Origin of the sequence: Leptolyngbya sp. KIOST-1 (genome assembly GCF_000763385.1) — a bacterium.
In the GTDB taxonomy this organism is placed as follows: Bacteria; Cyanobacteriota; Cyanobacteriia; order Phormidesmidales; family Phormidesmidaceae; genus Nodosilinea.
Genome location: NZ_JQFA01000002.1, coordinates 1,484,292 through 1,506,997 on the forward strand (window position 1 = coordinate 1,484,292; position 22,706 = coordinate 1,506,997).

Below are 22,706 nucleotides of genomic sequence, written 5' to 3' on the forward strand. Positions count from 1 at the left end.
CATCAACTCTAGCTCCCCCGTGATATCAGCGGTGCCCCGCTGAACCCATCACAATCAGCTGGGGAAACCCGCTAGGGACTGTGACTATGGATGCTGGGTAGGAGAGGCTACTTGAGGATAGCCCCTAGATGAGGCGGCCATTGGTTTCGAGAAGGGCGAGGGTGAAGGTAGACGATTCAATGACCAACAGCGTTTCGTCCCCTCGGCGGGCCAGCTTAGCGGCGATATCTAGCACCTTGGCCGCATCGGTGTCCTGTTTGAAGAAGCTGTAGTAGCGGTTGTTGTAGGTCAGCGCCATCAAGGGCTTGTTGATATCGGGCACCTGTAGGCGGCAGGTTTGGTACGCATTTGCGTCGGCTACCATGAGGCAGGGTTGCGGCCCAAAGACCGGGCGAATGCCGTAGCCTGGCTTGCGGGTGGGTGGGGCGTAGCGAGCCCCCGGTTCGTGGGCCCACACGGCGTAGCCCCGGCGGGTCAGCGTAATCGCTGCCGTATGGTCGCGCTTGCCCAGGCGCATGACCACATCTAGCGCCTTATGGGCCTCTGGCACAATCTTGAGAAAGCTATAGAACTGGTTATCGACATAGAGGGCTGACAGGCGATGGTCGGCGTCGGGCACCCGAATGTGACAGGGGGTGTAGAGATCGCGATCAAACAACAGTTTGCAGGCCATAGCCGAGGTCGGCGCAGTGACCAAAGCGGCCAGGGAATCGAGGCTGGGGGAAACGCTCATAGGGCAGAAAAAAGTCGGGTGGGTGGGGCCTTGGCCAGGAAATCCCGGCAACAGTAGGTTTACTCAACAGCATGGGGGATGGCCGCTCCTTTCCCAACGTTGAAATAACGGAGGTTTGGTTGGCCCAGGGCAGCCTGAGCCAGGGAAAATACGGAGGCTTTTGGAGGTTTGCAACACAATGCAACAAAACTCGGCGGCCCTGCGGGTAGGCTACCGCCCCCCAGAAGGGCTGGTTTAGGCATAGCCAAGGCGAGACAGGGGTAGGGTTTGGCAATTCCTGATATGGTGAAAGACTGAACCATTGCCCACGTTGAGTACGTTGCCTGCGCCATGACGGCTACAGTAGATTCCCCAATTCCGGTTGTGTTTCCCCTGGCGGCGGTGGTCGAGCAGGGGGCGATAAAAATGGCCCTGCTGCTGGCGGCGGTTGACCCCAGCCTGGGAGGGGTGGCCATCGCCGGTCGGCGCGGCACGGCCAAGTCGGTAATGGCCCGGGCGCTGCACCAGCTGCTGCCCCCGATTGAGGTGGTGGAAGGATCCTGCTGCAACGCTGACCCCATGAGCCCCCAGCTGTGGGACGACCAGACCCGCGATCGCTTCGGCACCTCTCCCGCTCCGGCCGACCTGCCCACCCGTGTCGTCCCTGCCCCCTTTGTGCAAATTCCGCTGGGAATTACCGAAGACCGGCTGCTGGGTTCGGTTGATGTGGCCCGCTCGATCCAGGCGGGGGAGAGCGTGTTTCAGCCGGGGCTGCTGGCCGAGTCGAACCGGGGTGTGCTCTATGTCGACGACATCAACCTGCTCGACGACCAGGTGGCCAACCTGCTGCTGGCGGCCCTCACCGCCCGTCGCAACCAGATCGAACGCGAGGGGCTGAGCTTTCAGCACCCCTGCGAACCCCTGCTGATCGCCACCTACAACCCCGAGGCAGGGCCGCTGCGCCAGCACCTGCTCGATCGCATTGCGATCGCCCTCTCCGCCGACGGGTCCATGTCCCTGGCGAACCGGGTGGCGGCGGTCGATCAGTCGACCCAGTTTGCCAACGATCCCCAGGCGGTGCTGGCCGCCTACGCCTACGAAATCGACGCCCTCAGAACCCAAATCATTCTGGCGCGGGAATGGCTGAAGGAAGTCACCATCAGCCGGGAGCAGATTCAGTACCTGGTGACCGAGGCGCTGCGGGGGGGCATTCAGGGCCACCGGGCCGAGCTGTTTGCGGTGCGAGTCGCCAAGGCCCACGCCGCCCTGGAGGGCCGGGCTGAGGTCACCGCCGACGATCTGCGCGTGGCGGTAGAACTGGTAATTGTGCCCCGGTCCCTGCTGCCCCAGGATCTGCCTGAGGAACCGCCACCGCCGCCGCCACCGCCCTCCGATCCCGACCAGCAGGAACCCCAGGACAACTCCGAGGACCAGGATGCCGACGATCCGGACGAGGACGACTCCCCCGAGGAGGACGACAGCCCCCCTAGCATTCCAGAGGAGTTTGTCTTCGACCCCGAGGGGGTGATCATTGACCCGTCGATGCTGCTGTTTGCCCAGACCGTGGGCCGCCAGGGCAAATCGGGCAATGCCAACCTGATTTTTTCCGAGGAGCGGGGCCGCTATATCAAGCCCTTTATGCCCCAGGGGCCGGTGCGCCGAATTGCCGTGGATGCCACCCTGCGGGCCGCCGCCCCCTACCAGCGGGCTCGCCGCGAGCGGGAGCCCAACCGCAAGGTGGTGGTGGAGCAGGGGGATATTCGCGCCAAGCGCCTGGCCCGCAAGGCCGGGTCCCTGATTATTTTTGTGGTCGATGCCTCGGGGTCGATGGCCCTCAACCGCATGCAGAGCGCCAAGGGAGCCGTCCTGGAGCTGCTTACCGAGGCTTACCAAAACCGTGACCAGGTGGCCCTGATTCCCTTTCGGGGGGAACAGGCCGAGGTGCTGCTGCCGCCGACCCGCTCCATTGCTATGGCCCGACGACGGCTGGAGCGCATGGCCTGCGGCGGCGGGTCGCCCCTGGCCCACGGCCTCACCCAGGCGGTGCGGGTGGGGGTCAATGCCCAGCAGTCGGGGGACGTGGGCAGCGTGGTGATCGTGGCGATTACCGATGGTCGCGGCAACGTGCCCCTGGCCCGATCGCTGGGGGAACCCCCAGAGCCCGACGCCCCCAAGCCCGACATCAAGCAGGAGCTGCTAGAGATTGCCGGGCGCATTCGCGGCGTGGGCTATCAGCTGCTGATTATTGATACCGAACGCAAGTTTGTCTCCACCGGGTTTGGTAAAGAGTTGGCCAAGACCGCCGGGGGCCGCTACTACCAGTTGCCCAAGGCCACCGACCAGGCGATCGCCGCGATGGCCCGGGGGGCGATCGCCGATATGAAGACTGGGTAAACCGTTCGGCTTCTGGCCTCTATTTAGCGCATTGCAGGGTCTATACGGGCAATATGTTAAGTGTAAGCGTCTCGGGGTTGCCCCTGCCCCAGACCTGACCCATCCTGCTGTGCACCATTGCGAGTCGCCATGGAACGTCGAGTGTCATCGTTATCCCAGGGGCAACGTCTGCTAGCTGCCATCATGATTACTGACGCCGTGGGCTTTAGCACCCGGATGTCGGTGGATGAGGAGCGCACCCTTCGCCTGATTGACCGCGACCTGACGCTAATTGGCGATACCTGCCGGGAGTTTGGCGGTACCGTGCTCAAGTCCACGGGAGACGGTCTGCTGATCTATTTTTTAAGCGCGGTTGAAGCCGTGTCCTGCGGCCTGGAGATGCAGCGGCAGCTGGTGGATCTGGCCGCAGGGCTGGGGCCTGAGGAGTACCTGGATCACCGCATTGGCATTCACCTGGGCGACATTCTGGTCAGCGAGCAGGACGTGATGGGCAATGGGGTGAATATCACGGCCCGCCTGCAAACCTACGCCAAGCCCCGCGGTCTGTGTGTGTCGCGCACCATTTACGACGTGGTCAAGGCCCGCCTCACTCTCCACGCCACCTTTCTGGGCCCGCTCCATCTCAAAAATATTGAGGAACCGGTACCCGCCTACCAGCTGGCCCTACAGGCGGAGGACACCGGCTCCAGCCCGCAGGGCTCGGACGACAACACCTGCACCCTGCCCATGACCACCGAGGCGCTGCTGGCCAATGCCCTACGCGCCCTCAGCACCCACCCCCACAGCCTGCGGATCAAAAAGCTGATCTTTGCCACCTACCAGCAGGCCTGGGAAAACGACCCCAAGGTGCTGGAGCAGTTTGACCTCAGGGCACTGCTGCTGTCGCTGCGCGATCGCCACTCCACTCTGGCCGCCCTGGAGGATCAGCTGGGCCGGGTGGTGGCCGGCCTCAACCGCCAGGACCTCTATACAGAGGTGACGGAGGCGATTTTGAAGCAGCTCCAGCCCTGGTACGCGCGATCGCTGGTTCAAACCCGCGAGCTGGGCGAAACTGAGCTGACGCAGCTGACGGTGCGATCGCTGGAAGAGCGCTGCCAGACCCTGGCCGACCAGTTTGACCAGAGCCCCGCCGCCCTGCGCCTGCGCAAGCTGCTCTATTGCCTCTGCCACGGGAGCTGGGAAAACGACCCCAACCTGCTCAACCAAATTTATCTGCCCGCGCTGATTCAGCAGGTACTCGTTGTGGCTCCCCAGCCCCAGGACCTGCGCTATCGACTCAGCCGCATCGTCAAGCACCTGAACCGACGCCAGCAGTACACGCGGTTGGCCAACCAGATTGTCCTGACCTTTCAGACGCTGTACCAAAGTCAGCTTGGGAGCACAGCCGGTGCCACGGCCCTGGTCGAATCGACGGCGCTGGCGGCCGAGCCCTCTGGCCCCTCCGGCGGTGCCGAGGGCGGGCACACCACTCTGACCACCCTGGCGGGGGCTGAGCAGCCCGCCGATCTGACCACTCTCCACGGCACCCTGTCCAACCCCCTGAGTGCAGGCCAGGACAGCGGCGGCCCCCGGCGCGATCGCTCCTCCCTGTTTGACCTCCGCAGTGACATTCTGCAGTACGCCAACCCGCTGCGAGCCAAAATTCTGCTGTATTCCTGCCTCTATGGACCCTTTGGCTACACCTCCCAGGACTGGTCCAGCCTCAACCACCGCACCCTCAACGACCTGCTGCAGCAAACCTTTGAATATTGCCCCACCTACGCCGACTTAGACAGTAAGCTATCCATTATTGGCCACTGTCTGGGCCGCGCTGGCGATGGCGGCCAGGTGGCCAGCGCCATTACCCAGGCCATGCGGGCCTACTATCCCCAGGACCCCAATGCAGCGCTAGAGCCCCTGGTCGTGGCGGAGTTAGAGGTTCCTGAACCACCCTGTCCCGCCACCAAAGATCGCGAGGTGGCCAGCCTGGGCGATCGTCCTGCTGTTGCCGTCGCTCCATCCTCCGCCCGTTCCTCCGCCTGAGCCCCCGATCAATATGAACGCCCGTGAACTACTCGATGCCTATGCCCGCGGCGAGATGGACTTCAAAGGTAAGACCCTGGTTGGCATCGATCTGGCTGGGGCCGATCTGATTGGGGCCAACCTGGTGCAGGCCGATTTGGAAAGCGCCAACCTGATGCTGGCCTTTCTGACTCGGGTGCGGTTTCGCCAGGCTAACCTATCCAAAGCGCGCCTGGGTGGGGCTAACCTCAACCAGGCCGATCTGTCGGCGGCGATGCTGCGCGATGCCAACCTGCACGGAGCCAGCCTGCAGGGGGCCGACCTGCGCAGCGCCGACATGACCCTGGCCGACCTGCTCGACGCCAACCTGACCGGGGCTGACCTGCGCAATGCCGATCTGAGCGGGGCCAATCTGACCGGAGCCTGTCTGCGCGGGGCAAACCTGCGCCAGGAAAACCGCAAGTATGCCACCAACCTGCGGGGGGCTAAACTGCGCCTGGCTGACCTGCGGGGTACCAACCTGTCCGGGGCGGACCTGGCCAATGTCGATCTCAGGGGGGCCAACCTCAGCGAGGCCGTGCTGCGCGATGCCAACCTGAAGGGAGCCAACCTGCAGGGGGCGCTGCTGTGCAACGCCAACCTCAGCGATGTCGATCTGAGCCAGAGCTGCCTGGAAGCCACCGACCTCACCCACTGCCGTTTCCCCCGCAGCAACCTCACTCAGGCCAATCTCAACCAGGCCAATGCCAGGGGAGCCGACTTTACGGAAGCCGTGCTGGCCCTGGCTCAGATGGAGGACTGCGACCTGGCCAACTCGCGCTTCAGCCGGGCCGACCTGGCTCGGGTCAGCCTGCGCCGCTCGATTTTGACGAAGGCGATGCTGGTGGAAACCTACCTGGGTCGCGCGGACCTCACCGATGCCAACCTCAGCGAAGCCATTCTGGAGCGGGCCGAGATCAGCAGCACCACCCTAACCAATGTCGTCTGGAGCGGCACCACCATGCCCGACGGCACGGTTCACGAATAGAGACATTGTTTTCCCGAAAATAGAGCGATGATGGATAGACCGTGGGTGCCACCGGGCTAAATCCCGACTGGGATGGGTGACGTCGGTGACATCGCGCTGCTGGAGTGAGGGCTGGGTCTTGACGTTTAATCAATCCAAATGGTTGCGGTTGGTTCAGCGGCTGGGGCAGGGGAGTTACAGAGCCTGGCTAGGGGTTCAGACCTGGCTATGGGAAACTTTTTTGGCGATCGCAGCCTGGCTGGAGAGCGTCCTGTCTCCCATCCGGCGATCGGCGGCAGCGGGAGATTTAACCCGTCTGCGCCAGGACCTGCTGGTGGAGTCTCAGCTCAGCTGGCACTACCTCGTCCTGGTGATCGGGTCTTGCATTATCGCCACCCTGGGGCTAATTGCCAACTCCGCTGCCGTAATTATTGGGGCGATGCTGATTGCCCCACTGATGCTGCCCATTCGGGGGGCGGCTTTTGGCATTCTGGAGGCCGATCGCCCCCTGATTCGGGCCAGCATTGTGGCCCTGGTGACCGGCTCGCTCCTGGCGGTTGCCATCTCGGCCCTGCTGGGGGTGATGACGGGGGTAGCCCAGTTTGGCAGTGAAGTGATGGCCCGTACCCAGCCCACCCTGCTCGACCTGGGCATTGCGATCACCGCCGGAGCCCTGGCCGGAGTTGCCAAGGTGGAACCAAAGCTCTCCAGCACGGTGGCGGGAACGGCGATCGCAGTCGCCCTGATGCCCCCTATCTGCGTGGTGGGGCTGTGGCTGGGTCAGGGCAATCTGGCCCTCAGTCTCGGCGCTTTGCTACTCTACCTGACCAACCTGTTTGGCATTACCCTGGCCTGCATGGTGGCGTTTATTCTGTTTGGCTACTCCATGGTGCGGCGGGCCCGGCGGCCCCTGGGCATTACGCTCATCTTCACCACGCTGCTGATTATTCCCCTGGGGGCCAGTACCGTGCAGCTGCTGCGGCAAAATCAGCTGGAGGCCAGCGTCAGAGCCGCCCTGCTGGATCGCACCGTCACCTTTCAACGCCTCACTCTAGTGGATATGGAGGTCAACTGGCTGAGTAGCCCACCCGAAATCTCCCTCACCGTACGGGCCGCAGAGCCCCTATTCCCCAACCAGGTAGAACTGTTGGAGCAGTTTTTGGCACGAGAACTGGGGCGTCCCTACCGGCTCACCTTTCTGGTCAGCCAAATAGAAGCCATTACCAGTGCTCCGGCGCCAGAGGAGGATGGAGCGCCGTAACCTGGAGTATTGGCAAGGGTCCTGGGCTCAGTAGTCCAGCTCTTCTTCGTACTCGGTCACTTTCTTCTTCTGAGGAATGTTGAGGGGTTTGGGCTCGTAGGGCTCGCCCCCGTCTTCCTCCGTCCAGACATCTTCGGTGACCTCCTGAAAATCGGCGTCGAAGGCCTTATAGTCGTTCTGGTCGTCCAGGGTAGCGGCCTGGTAGCGCTCGGCGGGCTGCTGGGCTCGGAGCGGTTCCTCAATCCGCTCGGGTTCGCCCCAGTCGTCGTCGCTCCAGCGTTCTTCAGCGGTGGCCGGGCGAGCCTTGCTAAACTCGGCGGGCACCTGTACCCCCGAGGGCAGCTGGTTGGCGGTGGACACCGGCATAATGTATTCGCTGTCGTCGTTGCGATCCCAGGGCGCGCCGCCAATGCCCAGGCGCTCTAGCAGCCCCACGCTGAGCTGCACCATTTTTTCTTCGGCCCCTTCAAAGACAATCAGGCGATCGGGACCGCTGCTAACCACCTCGTCAATGGAGAGTTCGTAGGTGCTGATCACCTGGTCGGGAATTTGGGGCAGGCCAAAGGAGGCGATCACAATGGTTTCGATGCGACCGTTGGTGACGTCAAACTTAAAGCCCCGCACTCGGCCCAGGGGTTCACCGGTTTCGGTGATTACCTCGCAGTTGACCAGGGTGCTGTAGGCGGCAACGCTCATTTCATCATCTAGCGCGGCCTCGTCGTCCACCAGAATCACGTCGCCGATTTGGCGAATGTTGGTCAGGGCCATGACCTGCTGGGTGCTCGACACCAGCCCAGACATAATATTTTCCCGCAGGCCAATGGCCACGACTTCGCGCTGGTCAACATCCACCCACACCTGACTGACAATCCCCAGGCGCTGACCAGAGTTGCGGGTGATTACCTGGGTACCCAGGAAGTCGGAGCGGAGACGATACTTGTCTAAGGTCATGTTTAATCCATCTCGAAAGCCGAGACAACAGATCGCTGATAGGGGCCAGACTTTGAGATGAACCGCCCTGCCACAGGACAATCAACCCCGCGCCTGAATAGCTATCTTAACTAGAATCGTCTAATTCTACAGGAGGGAAGACCGAACTACCAGACCAGGGGTCCGCAGGCGTTGGCGGACAGGACTAGCTCTCTTCTGCCCCCTCGAGATGCCCATTGACAGAGGGAGGGGGAACGACGGCGGGATGGCTGTGGAGCAGGGTCTGCGCCGTTTGGCTGAGGTCTAACCCGGTGGTCTGCTTGAGTTGCTGCATAAAGCTGGCCAGCTTGGTGGCGCTGCTGCCCCCGCCTGAATCGATCACGGTCATGCTGTCTACGGACACCTCGGGCACGGTGTTGACCAGGTTTTCCAGCAGCCCCTCCAGCTTTTGAAACAGGAAAATTTCCCGGGCGTGGTCCCCGGCGGCCTGCCAGGTAGTGGCCAGTTCGCGGATGCCCTCGGCCCGGGCGCGACCGTCTTCGACGATGGTGGCGGCCTCCCCCTTGGCGCGGGCCTGGGCCTGCTGGCAGGCGGCTACAGCGGGGGCGATCACATCGGCCTGGAGCTGCTGCTCGACCTGGTTGCGGCGCTCGCGCTGGACAGCTAGTTCGGCCTCGGTACGGGCCACTTCGGCGGCAATTTCAGACTCGGCCTCGGAAATGGCGGCCTGGCGCTGGCTGAGGGCATTTTGCAGGCGGCGATCGGCATCGGCGCGGGTGGTGGCAATTTTGGCCTCGATCTGGCGCAGGGAGGTGCGCTTGAGATTTTCGGCGGCCTGGAGAGCCGACTGGGCCTTGGCTTCGGCTTCGGCGATGCGGGCGTCGCGCAGCAGGTCGGCCCGTTGTTTACGCCCGATGGAGTTGAGATAGCCGACATCGTCGGAGATGTTTTGAATCTGCAGGTTGTCGAGAATCAGGCCGAGCTGGGCCAGGTCATCGTCGGCCTCGTCCAGCAGGTTGCGCACAAAGGCCATCTTGTCCTCGTTCACCTGTTCGGGGGTGAGGGTGGCGAGCACCCCGCGCAGGTTGCCTTCGAGGGTTTCTCGGGCAATTTTTTCGATCTCCTCGCGGCTTTTGCCCAGCAGTCGCTCGATCGCATTGTGAATCGCCGGTTCTTCCCCCGCGATCTTGATATTGGCCACGCCATCGACATTGAGGGGGATGCCGCCCTTGGAGTAGGCGCTGGCCACCTTCAGCTCGATGATCATGTTAGTAAGCTCCATGCGGAAGGTCTTTTCCAGCAGGGGCTTGCGAATGCTGCTTCCGCCCTTGACCAACCGGTAGCCCACCCGGCGACCGTCGCTGACGGCGCGGCGATCGCCCGCAAAGATCAGCACCTCGCTGGGCTGGCAGATGTAGTAGAGGTTTTTGATGACGAGCAGCAGGCTGCCGGTGGCCCCGAACATGACGACCAGGAGGGTGAAGATGAGGCTCATGGGTGCTCCGGTGGGGTGAAGGGGTGAGGGGTGGAGGGGTGGAGGGGTAGGGGCAAACGGTGTTTGCCCTGCCTCAAACTCAAATGGGTGGATGGATGCCTAGGGGGCGTCGGTTTTAGGGAGATTGAGGGGGGTGGGGGGTTGTTCGGGGGGGATGGGGCTGGCGGCGAGGGGAATGCCGAGGATGGCTTCGGACTGGCGCAGGAACTGCTTCACCATTTCGGGGTAGGCGCTGAGCAGGGAGGCGATCGCCTTGCCGTCGCCGTTGTCGATCACGTTCACCTTGTCCAGGTGCAGGCGGTTGGGAATGCGGCCCGCCTCCTGTAGCACCATTTCCAGCTGCTGCACCAGAAACAGCTCCGAGGCGTTGACCCCGGTGTCTTGCCAGACTTTGACCAGCATCTGGCTGGCCTGGGCGGAGGCTTTGGCGTTTTCTTCCAGGGTGGCGGCGGCGCCGCGGGCCTGAAACTCCTGGGCCCGCTGCTGGGCGCGGGCAGGCAGCACTTTTTCGACTTCCAGGCGGGCCTGCTCCAGGTTGGCGCGAATGGCCTGCAGCTCTCGCTGGGCGCGGGCGCGGGCCTCTTCGGCGGCGGCCTGGGTGCGCTCCTCTTCGATGCGGGCCTGCTTTTCCACCTCGGCGGTGATCCGGCGCAGCTCGTTTTCTTTTTCTTGAATTACGGTGCGGGCCTGGGTTTGGGCCACCTCGGCCTGGCGGGTACTGTCGGCTTCGATCTGCTCGGCCTCGGCCACGGCGTTGGACTCGGCAATTTCAGCATCCTTGACCACCGTGGCGATCTGCCGCCGCCCGATGGAGTTGAGGTAGTCCACCCGATCGGCCACGCTTTGAATTTTTAGGGTATCGAGCTGGAGGCCCAGTTTGACCAGGTCGTTGCGGACATCGCTGGCAATGCGCTCGGCAAACTCCAGCCGGTCTTCGTTCAGCTGCTCGGGGGTGAGGGTGGCCACTACGCCGCGCAGGTTGCCCTCCAGGGTTTCGCGGGCGACCCGCGAAATTTCGTCGCGGCCCCGGCCCAGAAAGCGCTCGATCGCATTGCCGACCAGGGTTTCATCGCGGGCGATTTTCACATTGGCGATCGCCTGAATATCTAGCGGTGTGCCGCCCTTGGAGTAGGCGTTGGTGACCTCAATCGGCACCGGCATGGTGGTCAAATCCATCGTTTTGACCGTTTCCAGAATTGGAATGCGAAACGTGCGCCCGCCGTAGATCACCCGATAGCCCATGGTCTGGCCGTCGGCGCGGCGGTACCTGCGCCCCGAGATAATCAAAATCTTGTTGGGGTCGCAGATCTGCACGAGGGCATTGACCCCCCAGATCGTGATCAAAACGGCAAAGATCAGCACGGCGATCGCCCCGCCCCCCAGGGCCTGCCCGCCCGTCTGAGCGATCGCTGGGGCGGGGGGCATAACCTCCGCCAGGGCAACCGTTTCGGTCTGATTCATCCTTGCTGCCATACCTATGCGCTCCTTGGTGTGCCAAAATCCTTGTCGCCACTCCCTCGCCAGGGCAGACACCGTCTGCCCCTACCCATCCACCCGCCTACCCATCCACCCATCCACCCGCCTACCCATTCACCCGCCTACCCGCCTACCCATCCACCCCGCACCCCTCCATCCCCTCCGCCGCTGCCACCCACAGCTTGCCGTGCTCCATCCCCACCACCAGCACCGTTTCACCGGCACGAAACTCGCGGTCTTCCTGGGTGATGGCAAAAAAGCTGACTATTGATCCCCCCAAGCTGAGGCTAACTTTGCCCCGGCTGTGGAGATCAAAGGGAATTTCTACCGTGGCGATCTGACCCGTCAGCGATTCGGGGCGAATCAGGCTGCTGACGGACTGGCGGGCGAGCGATCGCAGCACCAGCGCCGCCAGCAAACCGCAAAAGAGCCCCATCCCCAGGGCCACCAGGGCAATCAGCCAGGGGGCCAGATCGGGCTGTACCCGGTTCAGCAGCAGGCCGGTGAGGCCAAAGAAGCAGAGGGCAAAGGTCCAGAAGCGCAGGCTGAGCAGGGGCAGCCACCAGCGCGATCGCAGGACGGCAAAGGTTTCGCCCAGGTGGGTGCCAAAATCGATATCGTCCAGGGTGCCGTCACCGTCGCTGTCGATGGCAACATCAACGTCGCCGTCGAAATCGCCCGCCAGGTCTACGCCATCGAGCCCGCCCACGGCAGCGAGAAAGACAAAAATCCCGCCCACAACAAAGCAAATTCCGTAGACCAGCATGGCTTTAGACACCTCGCAGCAGGAGCCCAGCGTTGGCTCCCGTTGCCAGGGTACTCCTGGGACGGCAGTAGACGCCCGTTTTCTTCACTGTCCTTAATTAGAGTCTGCCCCTGGGGGGATGCGGGATCTTGCGCAAGCTGGAGCAGCGCTTACAGGGTGGCGCTCTGGGCCTCCAGATCGATGCCGAGCACCTGGGTGTAGGCTCCCCGCGCCTGGGTGACGCCGATGGTGCGCTGGGCCGACTCGATCATGGGGCGGCGCAGGCTGACCACAATGAACTGGGCCAACTCGGCCTGGCGCTTGATCATGCGGGAGAGGCGCTCGACGTTGGCCCCGTCGAGGAACATGTCCACCTCGTCAAAGGCGTAGAAGGGGGAGGGCCGGTAGCGCTGCAGGGCAAAGATGAACCCCAGGGCGGTGAGAGATTTTTCGCCCCCGGACATCGAGGCCAGTCGCCGCACAGGTTTGCCCTTGGGGTGGGCGACCAGATTCAGGCCGCCGTTGAAGGGGTCTTCGGGATCTTCGAGTTGGAGGTGGCCGTCGCCGTCGGAGAGTTCGGCAAAGATGGCCTGAAAGTTTTCGTTGACGGCGTTGTAGGCCTCGGTGAAGGCCTGACGCCGCAGGGTGGTGAAGGTTTCGATCCGCAGTAGCAGTTCGGTGCGCTCTTCTTCGAGGGTGGTGAGCTTGTGGGTGAGTTCCCCCAGGCGCTCCTCGGTGCGGTTGTACTCTTCGAGGGCCAGCATGTTGACCGGCTCCATGGCCTCCATCCGGCGCTGGAGCGATCGCAGCTCTTTGTGCAGCTCTTCTAAGTCGGTTTCGGGCGGTATCTCGGGCAGCGGGTCGGGCAGCTCCGCCGCCTGGGTGGCCAGCAATTCCTGGGCTTCGGTCAGCTGCTGGCGGCGCTCCTGCTGGGTTTCGAGCAGCTTTTGGCGCTCCCACTCCTGCTGCTGGGTCTGGGTGCGCTGGGTGCGTAGGCGCTGCTCTAGCTCGTCGCGGGCGGCTTTTTCAGCGGCCAGGGTTTGGTCCAGGGCGGCCATTTGCTGGCGCAGCTGGGCAATTTCGCCATTTAGCGCAGCTTGCTGCTGCTGGATCTGGGTGAGCTGCCCTTCGCGATCGCCCTGCTGCTGGGCCAGACTGGCCAGGGTTTGCTGGGCCTGGTTAAGCGCCAAATCGAGCTGCTGGCGCTGGGTGTGCAGCTCTTGCAGGCGACGCTCGGCGGCCTGGAGCGCCTGCTGGCGATCGCTGAGCTGGGCCTCCAGCTGCCCCACGGCGGCCTGGGCCTGCTGCCACTCGCTGTGAGCCGCCGACTGCTCCAGTTCGCTGAGGGTCTGCTGCTGGCGGGCAATCTCCGCTTCCTGGACCGGCAGCGATGCGGCCAGCTCCTGCAGGCGAGCTTGGGTGCTGCTCAGCTCCTGCTGATGCTGGCTGAGCTGGGCTTCGAGGCTGGCGCGGCGCTGGGCCTGCTGCTGCTGCTGATTCTGTTGTTGTTCGCCCGCCAGCTGTAGCTCGCGGTACTGCTGGCGCTGGGCAATCAGCGATTGGGAGAGGGTCTGCAGAGTGGCGGAGGTGGTTCTGAGGTCGCGATCGCCGCGCTCCAGCATCACCTCAATATCACCCAGCCGCTGGCGCAGGGCCTGGGCCTCACTCGATTCGGCGGGCTCTACGGTGCCAAAGTGCAGACTGCCCGAGCGCGATGATACGTTGCCCCCGGTCATGGCCCCGCTGGTTTCGAGAATTTCCCCCTCCAGGGTGACGATGCGGTAGTCGCCCAGGTACTGCCGGGCCGAGGCCAGCGTGTCAAACACCACCGTGCTGCCAAAGGTGTAGCCAAAAATGTCGCGATAGCGCGGCTCGCAGTCGATCAAGTTCACGGCGTAGTCGAGAAACCCGTCGGGGCGCTTCCAATCGGGTACGGGGGTAAACCGGGGGGCGCGAATTTTGTTCAGCGGCAGAAAGGTGGCGCGCCCGGCCCGCCGCTGCTTCAGCAGCTGAATACCCTGGGCCGCCACCCGGTCATCCTCGACCACCAGGTAGCCCAGTCGCGCTCCGGCGGCAATTTCGAGGGCCAGCTGGTACTTGGGGTCGACCTTGCCCAGCTGGGCCACCAGGCCGCTGATGCCCGCCATGCCGCTCTCCAGCAGCAGTTTGGTGGCGTGGGTGCCCTGGCTCTCCTGCATGGCCTGGGTTTGGGCCTCCAGCTTGTCGAGTTCCCGCTGTTTGTCGCGCTGCTCTTTTTGCAGGCGGGTCTGGGTGTCCCGCTGCACCGCCAGCTCGGCTTCGGCGGCGGCGATCCTGGCGGCGGTGTCCTGAACGGTGGCCTCGGCGGCGGCAAGCTGGGCGGTCAGGTCAGCGTCCCCAGCGTCTTCGGCGTCGCCGGCCAGGCTGTGGCGCTGCTCGGTGAGCGCTTCGATCTGCTGCTCCAGCTGGCGCAGCCGCTCCTGCAGGCGAATCTGCTCGGTGCGCTGGGGGTCGATGGCGCTGCGCAGGGTTTCGATCGCCTGGCGGAGCTGGCTTTGCTGCTGAATGCTGGTCTGGGAGGCAGAGGCGATCGCCAGGGTGGCCTGGCGGCGCTCCTCCAGAGCCTGCTGCACCTGGTCTTTGGCCTCGGTGAGGGCGACCAGATCGCCCGTGGTGAGGGCTTCGATCGCCTGGCCCACCTGCTCCAGTTCACGCTGCTGCTGCTGCTGGGCAATTTCGGTATCGCGGCGCTGGGCAGCAGCCTGGTGGGCGGCGGTCCGGTTTTCCTGCTCCTGGCGCTGGAGCTGGCGCAGCTCGGCCTCGTGGGTGGCCACCTGGGCCTGGAGAGCCAGGTGCTCGTCCTCGCCCATGGCCCGAATGCGGGCGTTGAGGGCGGCTAGCTCAGTCTCCAGAGCAGCGATCGCCCCCTGCCCCTGGGCGATCGCCGCCGCCAGGGCGGTGGACTGGGCCTCGCCCTGCTCGAGGGTCTGGTGCAGCGCCGCGATCGCCCGCTGCTGGCTCTGCCACAGCAGCACCGACTCCCACTGGCTCTTGGTCTGAAAGGTTTCCTTCAGGCGCTGGTACTTTTCGGCCTTCTGCCGGTCCTGGGCCAGGCGCTCCAGCTGGGCCTGCAGCTCGCGCTCCACAATCCGAAAGCGCTCCTCGTGGTCGCGCACGGCCTCGAGCTTGCCCCGGGCCTGGTCAATTTTGCGATCGAAGGCGGCCACCCCGGCCAGCTCATCGATGATCTCCCGGCGTTCGCGGGAGTTCATCGAAATAATGCTGGTGACATCCCCCTGGAGCACCACGTTGTAGCCCTCGGGGTAGACATGGAAGCGCTGCAGCTGCTCGTGGAGTTGGTTGAGGGTGCAGGGCTCGCCGTTGATGTAGTAGTTCGAGGTGTAGGTGCCCTGGCTGGTCACCCGCAGCCTGCGGGTCACGCTCCACTCGCGGCCAACCGGCAGCGGCACCAGGTTGCCCCCAGGCTCCTCCGCTTCGGAAATAGCCAGGACGGGGGCATAACCATGGCCGTTTTGGCCGTTGCCATTTTGGTCATTAGTGGAATGGCCATTTGTGGAACCGCCGCTGGCGGCATGGCCGTTGAGGGCACGGGGGGCCTCGTCGTCTCCACCCTCCATCAGCAGCTCGGCGGGTACATCGCTGAGGTCAAAGGTGACGGTGACGCTGGCCTCTGAGGTGGCGCGGCGACTCATCTGGTTCTGGTTGACCAGATCGGGCAGGCGATCGGCCCGCATGCCCTTCGAGCTGGCCAGCCCCAGGCCAAACAACAGCGCATCTAGAATGTTCGACTTCCCTGAGCCGTTGGGGCCAGAAATGACCGTAAACCCAGGCAGCAGTGGCACCTGGGTCGTTCCTCCAAACGACTTAAAATGGGATAACTCGACGCGCTTAATGTGCACTGGCCAGCGTTACCTTGGGCTTAAAACAAGTGTACTATGACAAAAAGGGTTTGACCACTTTCTCTGCAGACTGTCTCTGTGGACTGAGAACTCGCCGTATTTTAGGGTCCACGCGGTTGCCTGGGGCTACTGCCGCATAAGTTTAGTGCAATTCCCTCCGTTTGTACGCTACCTGTCCAGATGCCGTTCTGCCGGTGGGGTCATTTCTTTAGGTGTAGTTCTGGGGCGATCGCCAGGCAGGGGCCGAGCAAGTCAGACCAGGATGGCACAATAGAGGGGAACTTCACCCCCTGCCCCCGTGAGCCAGCCTGTTCCACCACCTCTCTCTCAGCCGGTGATTTTGGGCTTTGATCCGGGACGCCAAAAATGCGGTCTGGCTATTATGGGACTAGACCGTATGCTCTGCTACCAGCAGGTGGTCGGTGTCGAGGCCGTAATCGATGAGATTACCCGTCTGCGACAGCAGTTCCCGGTCTCTATGATTGTGCTGGGTGACCAGACCGCCTCTAAGGGCTGGAAAGATACCCTCAGCCAGCTGCCTGACCCACCGCGAATCATGTTGGTGGACGAGCGGTACACTACCCTGGAGGCCCGCGATCGCTACTGGCAGATGTATCCCCCGACGGGCCTGGCCGGCCTGGTACCCCAGTCGCTACGCAAAATTCCCCGCCCTATTGACGACATCGTAGCCATTTTGCTGATCGAGCGCTATTTGAACCGGCTGACCGGGGACTGAGTTGCTCTACACCGCATTTGAGTTTCAAAACCCTAATTTTCAAAAGGCCAATCCCAGGGACCCATCGCATGCGCCCTAACCGATCTGGAGTTGCCATGCAGGATTTGGTCTTACCCTGGAACACCAGTTTTTGGGGGTCACAGGCCAGAGGTCACGCCTTTTGGGTGCGCCCCTACAGACTGCTTGAATCGGGCTGAGCACAATTAGCCTGAACAGCCGCCTGCACCTGCTCCAGCAGCCAGGTGTTAAACAGTTCATCCATCAGGCGCTGGCGAGTGGCCTCGTTGAGGCGGGCGGGCAAAAACTTCTCCAGTCGCACCACCACGAACCATTCCCCCACCCGGGTAGGGGGCCAGAGCTGACCGGGCTGGCTGATGGAAAGCAGGCGAGCCAGAGCCGGATGCGGCACCGACAGTTCGACGGGACCAATCAACCCACCGGTTTGGGCTTCCTGCCCTTCGGAGTACTGGCGGGCCAGGTCGGCAAAAGGCTGACCATCGTCCTGAATGCGGAAGAAAATTTCCTGGGCCAAGCCAGCCTCGTGGGTGCGAATCAGGGAATACAGGACCCGGTCAAGGTTGCTCTTGCGCTGCAAAAAGTAGGATTCGACCTTGGGCTCCCAGGTATCGAGCTTGTGCTGCTGCAGTTTTTGGGCGCGCTCTGCCAAAAAGGCCAGATCCGCTTCACTCAGCCCCCGCTGAGCCAAAAAACTCTGGTACTGCTCCGGGGTGGAGATCTGGTTGACCTGCAAAAACTGCTCCACAGCCTGGCTGGTTTGCTCGGGGGTGAGGGTGACCGCAGCCACAGCTTGATCAATCACAAGTTCTTTGAGCAGGTTAGGAAGGAGACCATAGCGGCGCAGCAGCGGGACAACATCGGCAGCGGCTACAGTCTGGGAACCCGCGTGCAGGGCCAGACTAAGGTCAGGGGTTGAAGGCGGCGTCACAAAACTTGGCGGCAAAACACAGTATTTAGCCCACCTTATCGCATTATGTCGGGGTTATCGCCATCGCCAGCACAGTTAGGCCATGACCCATCGCAAGGCTATACACCGAGGACGGCGAGGGTTGACGAGGCTGCTACAATCCATCCAACTCTATTTAGTCTCCCCAAGGTCAACGCCATGACCCGGCCCACTATTCCCGTGGTGTCTTATCCCGATTTGCTCAGTACTACAGTAGCGCGGCAGCGGGCGATCGCCACCCTGGGGGAGGCCCTGGAAGCCGTAGGGTTTTTCATCCTCGAACCACATCCGATCTCGCCCGAGGTGGTGCGGCGAGCCTACCAGGTGGCGGCGGAGGTATTTGCCCTGCCCGAATCCGCCAAAGCCCAGTACACGTTCCCCCAACGCCAGGGCCAGGGGGGATTTTCGAGCCTGGGTAGTGAGCAGGCCAAGGGCTACACCGTTCCCGACCTGAAAGAGTTTTGGCACATCAATTTCCACAACCTGAACGGCACTGATACGCCCTGGCCCCAGGAAGTACCCTCCTTTCGCCCGGTCATGACGCGGCTCTACCAGCAGCTGATGGCCTGCGCCGAGGTACTGCTGGGGGCCTGTGCCGAATACCTGGGGCAGCCTCAGGACTGGCTGGTGTCGATGGCCACCGGGGGCAATACCGTACTGCGGTTGGCCCACTACCCGGCGGTGGGGGCGACTCCGCCCGGCAGCCTGCGGGCCGCGCCCCACGAAGATATCAACCTAATCACCTTGCTCTGTGAAGCCACCGCCCCTGGCCTGGAAATTCTGACCCAGCAGGGGGAGTGGTTGCCGGTTCAGACCCACCCCGGCCAGATTGTGGTCGATACGGGCGACATGCTGCAAAATCTGACCAATGGCCTGTTCAGGAGCACCACCCACCGGGTGGTCAACCCACGGTCGAGTCAACAGGCGCGGCTGTCCATGCCGTTTTTTGTCCATCCCCGTCCGGAGGTCGATTTGACCCCAATCGACAGCCTGATTCGGCGCACGGGCGGTGTGCCCCAGTTTCCGCCAATTACCGCCGCCGCCTACCTGGCCCAGCGGCTGGAGGAAATTCAGGTGAAGTAGAGCCTACACGCCGATACCGAGGCGACCGGCCAGACTGGGGGTAAGGGGTAGCAGCACCGTAAGCGCCAGAAACAGCGCCAACAGCCCCAGGGCAGCACGGGCATCGTTGGGCTCAGAAATATCGTTGAGGCAGGGGCGCTCTGGGGTGCGCTGCAAAATGAGGATCACCCCGGCCCAGTAGAGGGCCAGCGGGTTGGCCAGGGCCACCAGGGCCAGAACTACCAGGGTAAAGAGGGTGGTGCGGTTCAGGGTGCGCCGCCCGTAGATGGCCTGCACCATGCGCCCCCCGTCGAGCTGTCCTGCAGGCATGAGGTTGAGGGCGGTAATCACCAGCCCCAGCCAGCCCATGATAGTTAGCGGATGAATATCGACCAGCGGGGCTTGCAGGGCCGAACCCAGCACTACCCGCGCCAGGGCACCGATCAGCACCGACCCCTGAAAGAAGCCGGAGGGAATTTGAAAGGCGCTGCCGGGGTGGGACAGCAGCAGCCCGCCCATCAGCATGGCTAAGGAGATCAGGCCCCCAGCGGCGGGGCCGGCCAGCGCGATGTCGAACAGTACGCTGCGGTTGGGCAGCAGCGACTCGAACCGGGTAAGGCTGCCAAAGGCCCCGATCTGCCAGGCGGGGATCAGGAAAGGGGGGCTGAGCCGAATGTTGTAGCGGCGGGCGCTGACCCAGTGCCCGGCTTCATGGGTGAGGAGGATCGCCAGCAGCGCCACCAAAAAGGGCAGGGCCGCCCGCCAGCGAGCGGCGTCCTGCATCAGGTCGAAGCCCTGCAAAATGGCCCCGGCTTCCAAACCGGTGAAGAGGGTGGCGATCGCCAGTACCCCCGCCAGTGCCCACTGAGCCGGGGTCGTTTGGGCCGGGTCGGTGCTGGCGGGCAGCACAACGACGGTGGGCTTTTGCTCCAGGTTTTCGACCAGGAACAGACGGTAGCGATCGCCCAGTCGGTCCGCCAGCGATTGGGCCAGTTGGGCCTGGGTAGCCGCCGGTTCGCCCCGCAGGTTGCCGCGAAAAATCGCCCCCTGGTCGTAGGGAATAGTCTCGGTGCGAAAGTAAGTGTCGAGGCCAAAAATGCCCTCGATCTGGGCCAGGTCCTCGGCGGGGATGGGAATGGCGGTGTCGGTATCGCCGGGGGCGGCGCTGGGTTGATCAGTGGTGGGTGGAGCCTCGGTATTGGCCGCTGCGGATTCTGCCGTGGCGGCCAGCGGGCGCTGGGTAGAGAGCATGTCCTGGCCCAGGGCGCGCAGCCGCCGCCCCAGGTAGATGTACAGCCCGGTCGAGCCCAGCAGCAGCAGCAACACCCCGGCCAAATTGACGTAGACGCCCAGGGCAAACAGCCCAAAAAACAGCAGCCAGGGGGCCATCAGCACCACCGACTGGAGCCAGGCTAAGATCCCCACGCGGCCGTAGGGCTGGGCGCGACGGTAGCCCCAGACCAGAATGGCGATCGCGGCCAGCAAAATTAACCCAGTAATCACCATAGTGCCGCCGTTGCTAACCTCCTCAACCCACCCCGAAAGGCGGACAAAATCCCCATCAGTCTACCGTCGATGGGCCAGCCGCGACTAGCCAGGGGTAACGATTGGAGCCGCTAAGGGCAGGTTCAGGTCTGTCTTTAAAGCTATTTTCAAAATGACGACGGCAATAAACCTTTTCCCAGGTCGGTAGGAACAGGATTAAGGTGCTTAAATAAAGCCAGATCCAAACGCCAGAGCTTTGCCCCCGCAACTTCAAGGGTTGGCGCCCATTCTCGCTAGCCGTCCCCCGCTATGACTTCCCCGCCTCCGGACCCCGTTCAGCCCCAGCCGTCAATTCCACCTCCATCGCCCGATGTGAGCAACGGTGCCGCTCCTGGAACCGGCGCGCTGGCCTCTCAACGGTTGCCGGATTTACCCCTCGGCACCAGCTCATCGGAGGGCTTTTCCCAACGGCTCGACCTCGACCCCTCGGACCCCACCAACGTCAGTCCTGTTGTGGTCGATGCCGCCGTCACCTCGGCCAGCGCGGTTACCCTGGTGGCGATTGCCGTCATTGGGCTAGGGCTCGTCACCGGCAGTTTTTGGCTCACCCTGGCCGGATCGCTGGTGGCTACGGTGGTCTCCCTGCGGCTCATGTGGCCCTTTTTTCAGGAGGTGCTGGGGGAACTGTCACCCCGGCAGCAGTCGCTGCTGATCGCCATTCCCGGCGTGTTGATCGGCGGCCTTGGCCTGATGAATATCACCGGGTTCAACCGTGCCCTGCTCGCCTGGGGGCTGACTCTGCGGTGGGACATCCTCGGGGCCCTGGGGGATTTCATGGGGGCGATCGGGCAGATTTTCATCGCTTTTTTGGCCCTGTTCGTGGCCTGGCGGCAGTACGTGATCTCCCGCGATCTGACCCGCCAGCAAAACCTGATCACCCAACAGCAGACCATCGATGCCTTTTTCCAGGGCATTTCCGAGCTGGTGTTAGATGAAGAAGGGCTGCTGGAAGACTGGCCCCAGGAGCGAATTATTGCCGAGGCCCGTACCGCCGCCATCCTGAGCAGCGTCGATGCGGGCGGCAAAGCCAAGGTGATTCGGTTTCTGTCGCGATCCAAGCTGCTCACCCCCCTGCGCCGCGACAATCGCCTCGGCCGCGCCATTCTAGACGGTCGCGGCGGCTACGAGGAGGACCGCCTCCACGGCACCCGCGTGATCGACCTTGGCGCGATGCTGGCCGCCGTCGACCTATCCGGCACCGACCTGCGCTGGGCCGACCTGAGCGAAACCAACCTGATTCGGGCCGACCTGCGCCGGGCCGATCTGGTGCGGACCAACTTTGCCAGGGCCATTCTGTATCAGGCCAATCTGTCTGGGGCCGACCTGATGGAGGCGCGGCTGTTCTACGGCAGTGTGGACACAGCCACCCCCCGCACCCGCACGGGTTCCCCTGACTACACTTCGGGGGTAAATACGGGGGCCGTAGTCGAGGGGGCCAACCTGAGCGGTGTCTACCGCCTTTCTGAGGAGCAGCGCCGCTACGTCTGCGCCTGGGGCGGCGAGGCCACGCGGGCTACGATCCCCGGTGGCTGTGGGGATATTCCCAACCTGCTGGGGCGCTAGTCAAACTCGGGAATGGTGCCCAGTTTGCGGACCGCCACGGCAACCTCCATACCCAGGTAGTCATCGGCGTCGCCAAACCACGACCCCGCCAGGGGAATGGCCTGGCCGGGGTGCCGCGCGATCGCTACCGCAATCAAATCAAACCCCTCGGTGATGCGGTTGGTGGGGTCGTACACCAGCCAGCCAGCCCCCGGCAGGTACACCTGAAGCCAGGCGTGGGTCGCCCCCGAGCCGGTCATGCCCACATCGCCGCCGTCCAGGGCTGAATCGTAGAGGTAGCCCGACACAAACCGACAGGCAAACCCCAGCCGCCGCAGGGTTTCGATCATCAGCCAGGCGTAGTCGCGGCAGGTACCCGACTGCAGCCGCAGGGTTTCGCCGGGGGGCTGGGTGCCTTCCTCCTCTCGACTGCGGTAGGTAAAGGTGTCGCGAATGGTGTTCATGATCCGGCTCAGCACGTCGCTGGTGACGTCCTGATCGCCCTTGACAAACCGCTTGGCCCAGGCGGCCACCGAGCCGTCGGGGTCTTCGGCGTGGGGCCGCATGTAGACCGCCAGGTCGGTCCATTCGTCGGGGGTGTACTGCACCGGCACCTCGTCGGCCCTGGGGTCGAGGGGAAAGTCTTCGATGCTGCGGGTGCCGAAGTGTTCTCCCCGAAACCGGCAGGTCACGCACAGTTCCTGGGCCGGTTCCTTGACTTCGATCACCGCCACGTTGTTCGACAAGGTATCGCTGACCCAGTGAACATCGGCGGGCACGTTGATGTCTAAGGAGTAACCCAGCAGCCGGCCGCTGTAGTTGCCCCGGGGCAGAAACATGGCCTTGTGGGGGCCAAAGGTGACCGGCTTGGCGTAGCGGTAGCGGGTGATGTGCTCAACTTCGTAGATGACGGACATGAGGGGAGCCTAGAACGGGGG

Annotated in this window: 16 protein-coding genes; 7 read left to right on the forward strand and 9 right to left on the reverse strand. The window is 63.3% G+C overall.

The window, feature by feature from the left end; translation table 11 throughout:
• Nucleotides 1–124 precede the first annotated feature (124 nt).
• Nucleotides 125–733, reverse strand: coding sequence for a hypothetical protein (locus NF78_RS28080; protein WP_052049902.1), 609 nt, complete (start codon nt 731–733; stop codon nt 125–127).
• Nucleotides 734–1,063: 330 nt separating this feature from the next.
• On the opposite strand from NF78_RS28080, the gene bchD reads away from it, so the two are divergent.
• From bchD to NF78_RS06590, 4 genes are all read left to right on the forward strand, one after another.
• Nucleotides 1,064–3,106 (forward strand): magnesium chelatase ATPase subunit D, encoded by a 2,043-nt coding sequence (gene bchD / locus NF78_RS06575; protein WP_035985411.1) that lies wholly within the window; start codon nt 1,064–1,066, stop codon nt 3,104–3,106.
• A 183-nt stretch (nt 3,107–3,289) separates the two neighbouring features.
• On the forward strand, nt 3,290–5,128 hold the full coding sequence (locus NF78_RS06580) for an adenylate/guanylate cyclase domain-containing protein (protein ID WP_035985412.1): 1,839 nt from the start codon (nt 3,290–3,292) through the stop codon (nt 5,126–5,128).
• A gap of 13 nt (nt 5,129–5,141) precedes the next feature.
• On the forward strand, nt 5,142–6,134 hold the full coding sequence (locus NF78_RS06585; protein WP_035985413.1) for a pentapeptide repeat-containing protein: 993 nt from the start codon (nt 5,142–5,144) through the stop codon (nt 6,132–6,134).
• Nucleotides 6,135–6,354: 220 nt separating this feature from the next.
• Nucleotides 6,355–7,374, forward strand: coding sequence for a TIGR00341 family protein (locus NF78_RS06590; RefSeq protein WP_263970557.1), 1,020 nt, complete (start codon nt 6,355–6,357; stop codon nt 7,372–7,374).
• Nucleotides 7,375–7,401: 27 nt separating this feature from the next.
• Here NF78_RS06590 and NF78_RS06595 read toward each other — a convergent pair whose 3' ends face one another.
• The 5 genes from NF78_RS06595 to smc form a co-directional block, all read right to left on the reverse strand.
• Nucleotides 7,402–8,325 carry a PRC-barrel domain-containing protein gene (locus NF78_RS06595; RefSeq protein WP_035985415.1) on the reverse strand — a complete coding sequence of 308 codons (924 nt, stop codon included), beginning with the start codon at nt 8,323–8,325 and terminating at the stop codon, nt 7,402–7,404.
• Between the two features lie 184 nt (nt 8,326–8,509).
• Nucleotides 8,510–9,799: a flotillin family protein gene (locus tag NF78_RS06600; protein ID WP_052049904.1), complete on the reverse strand. Its 1,290-nt coding sequence runs from the start codon at nt 9,797–9,799 to the stop codon at nt 8,510–8,512.
• A 99-nt stretch (nt 9,800–9,898) separates the two neighbouring features.
• Nucleotides 9,899–11,272 (reverse strand): flotillin family protein, encoded by a 1,374-nt coding sequence (locus NF78_RS06605; protein ID WP_081972530.1) that lies wholly within the window; start codon nt 11,270–11,272, stop codon nt 9,899–9,901.
• Nucleotides 11,273–11,405: 133 nt separating this feature from the next.
• A complete protein-coding gene (locus tag NF78_RS06610; RefSeq protein ID WP_035985416.1) occupies nt 11,406–12,041 on the reverse strand; it encodes an OB-fold-containig protein in 636 nt (211 codons plus the stop codon).
• Between the two features lie 149 nt (nt 12,042–12,190).
• Nucleotides 12,191–15,919, reverse strand: coding sequence for a chromosome segregation protein SMC (smc, locus tag NF78_RS06615; protein ID WP_035985417.1), 3,729 nt, complete (start codon nt 15,917–15,919; stop codon nt 12,191–12,193).
• Nucleotides 15,920–16,301: 382 nt separating this feature from the next.
• Between smc and NF78_RS06620 the strand changes: the two genes are divergently transcribed.
• Nucleotides 16,302–16,655: a resolvase gene (locus NF78_RS06620; protein ID WP_225885240.1), complete on the forward strand. Its 354-nt coding sequence runs from the start codon at nt 16,302–16,304 to the stop codon at nt 16,653–16,655.
• A gap of 172 nt (nt 16,656–16,827) precedes the next feature.
• Here NF78_RS06620 and NF78_RS06625 read toward each other — a convergent pair whose 3' ends face one another.
• Nucleotides 16,828–17,601: a peptidylprolyl isomerase gene (locus NF78_RS06625; protein ID WP_035985419.1), complete on the reverse strand. Its 774-nt coding sequence runs from the start codon at nt 17,599–17,601 to the stop codon at nt 16,828–16,830.
• 177 nt (nt 17,602–17,778) lie between these two features.
• Between NF78_RS06625 and NF78_RS06630 the strand changes: the two genes are divergently transcribed.
• Nucleotides 17,779–18,702 (forward strand): isopenicillin N synthase family dioxygenase, encoded by a 924-nt coding sequence (locus tag NF78_RS06630; protein ID WP_035985421.1) that lies wholly within the window; start codon nt 17,779–17,781, stop codon nt 18,700–18,702.
• A gap of 3 nt (nt 18,703–18,705) precedes the next feature.
• Here the strand turns inward: NF78_RS06630 and NF78_RS06635 are convergent, their stop codons facing one another.
• Nucleotides 18,706–20,187, reverse strand: a complete 1,482-nt coding sequence (locus tag NF78_RS06635; protein ID WP_035985423.1) for a site-2 protease family protein — start codon at nt 20,185–20,187, stop codon at nt 18,706–18,708.
• 288 nt (nt 20,188–20,475) lie between these two features.
• On the opposite strand from NF78_RS06635, the gene NF78_RS06640 reads away from it, so the two are divergent.
• Entirely contained in the window at nt 20,476–21,789 is a 1,314-nt protein-coding gene (locus NF78_RS06640) for a pentapeptide repeat-containing protein (protein ID WP_035985424.1), read from the forward strand.
• On the opposite strand, the gene NF78_RS06645 is transcribed toward NF78_RS06640, so the two are convergent.
• A complete protein-coding gene (locus NF78_RS06645; protein ID WP_035985425.1) occupies nt 21,786–22,685 on the reverse strand; it encodes a transglutaminase family protein in 900 nt (299 codons plus the stop codon). The genes NF78_RS06640 and NF78_RS06645 overlap by 4 nt on opposite strands.
• Between the last annotated feature and the right edge of the window lie 21 nt (nt 22,686–22,706).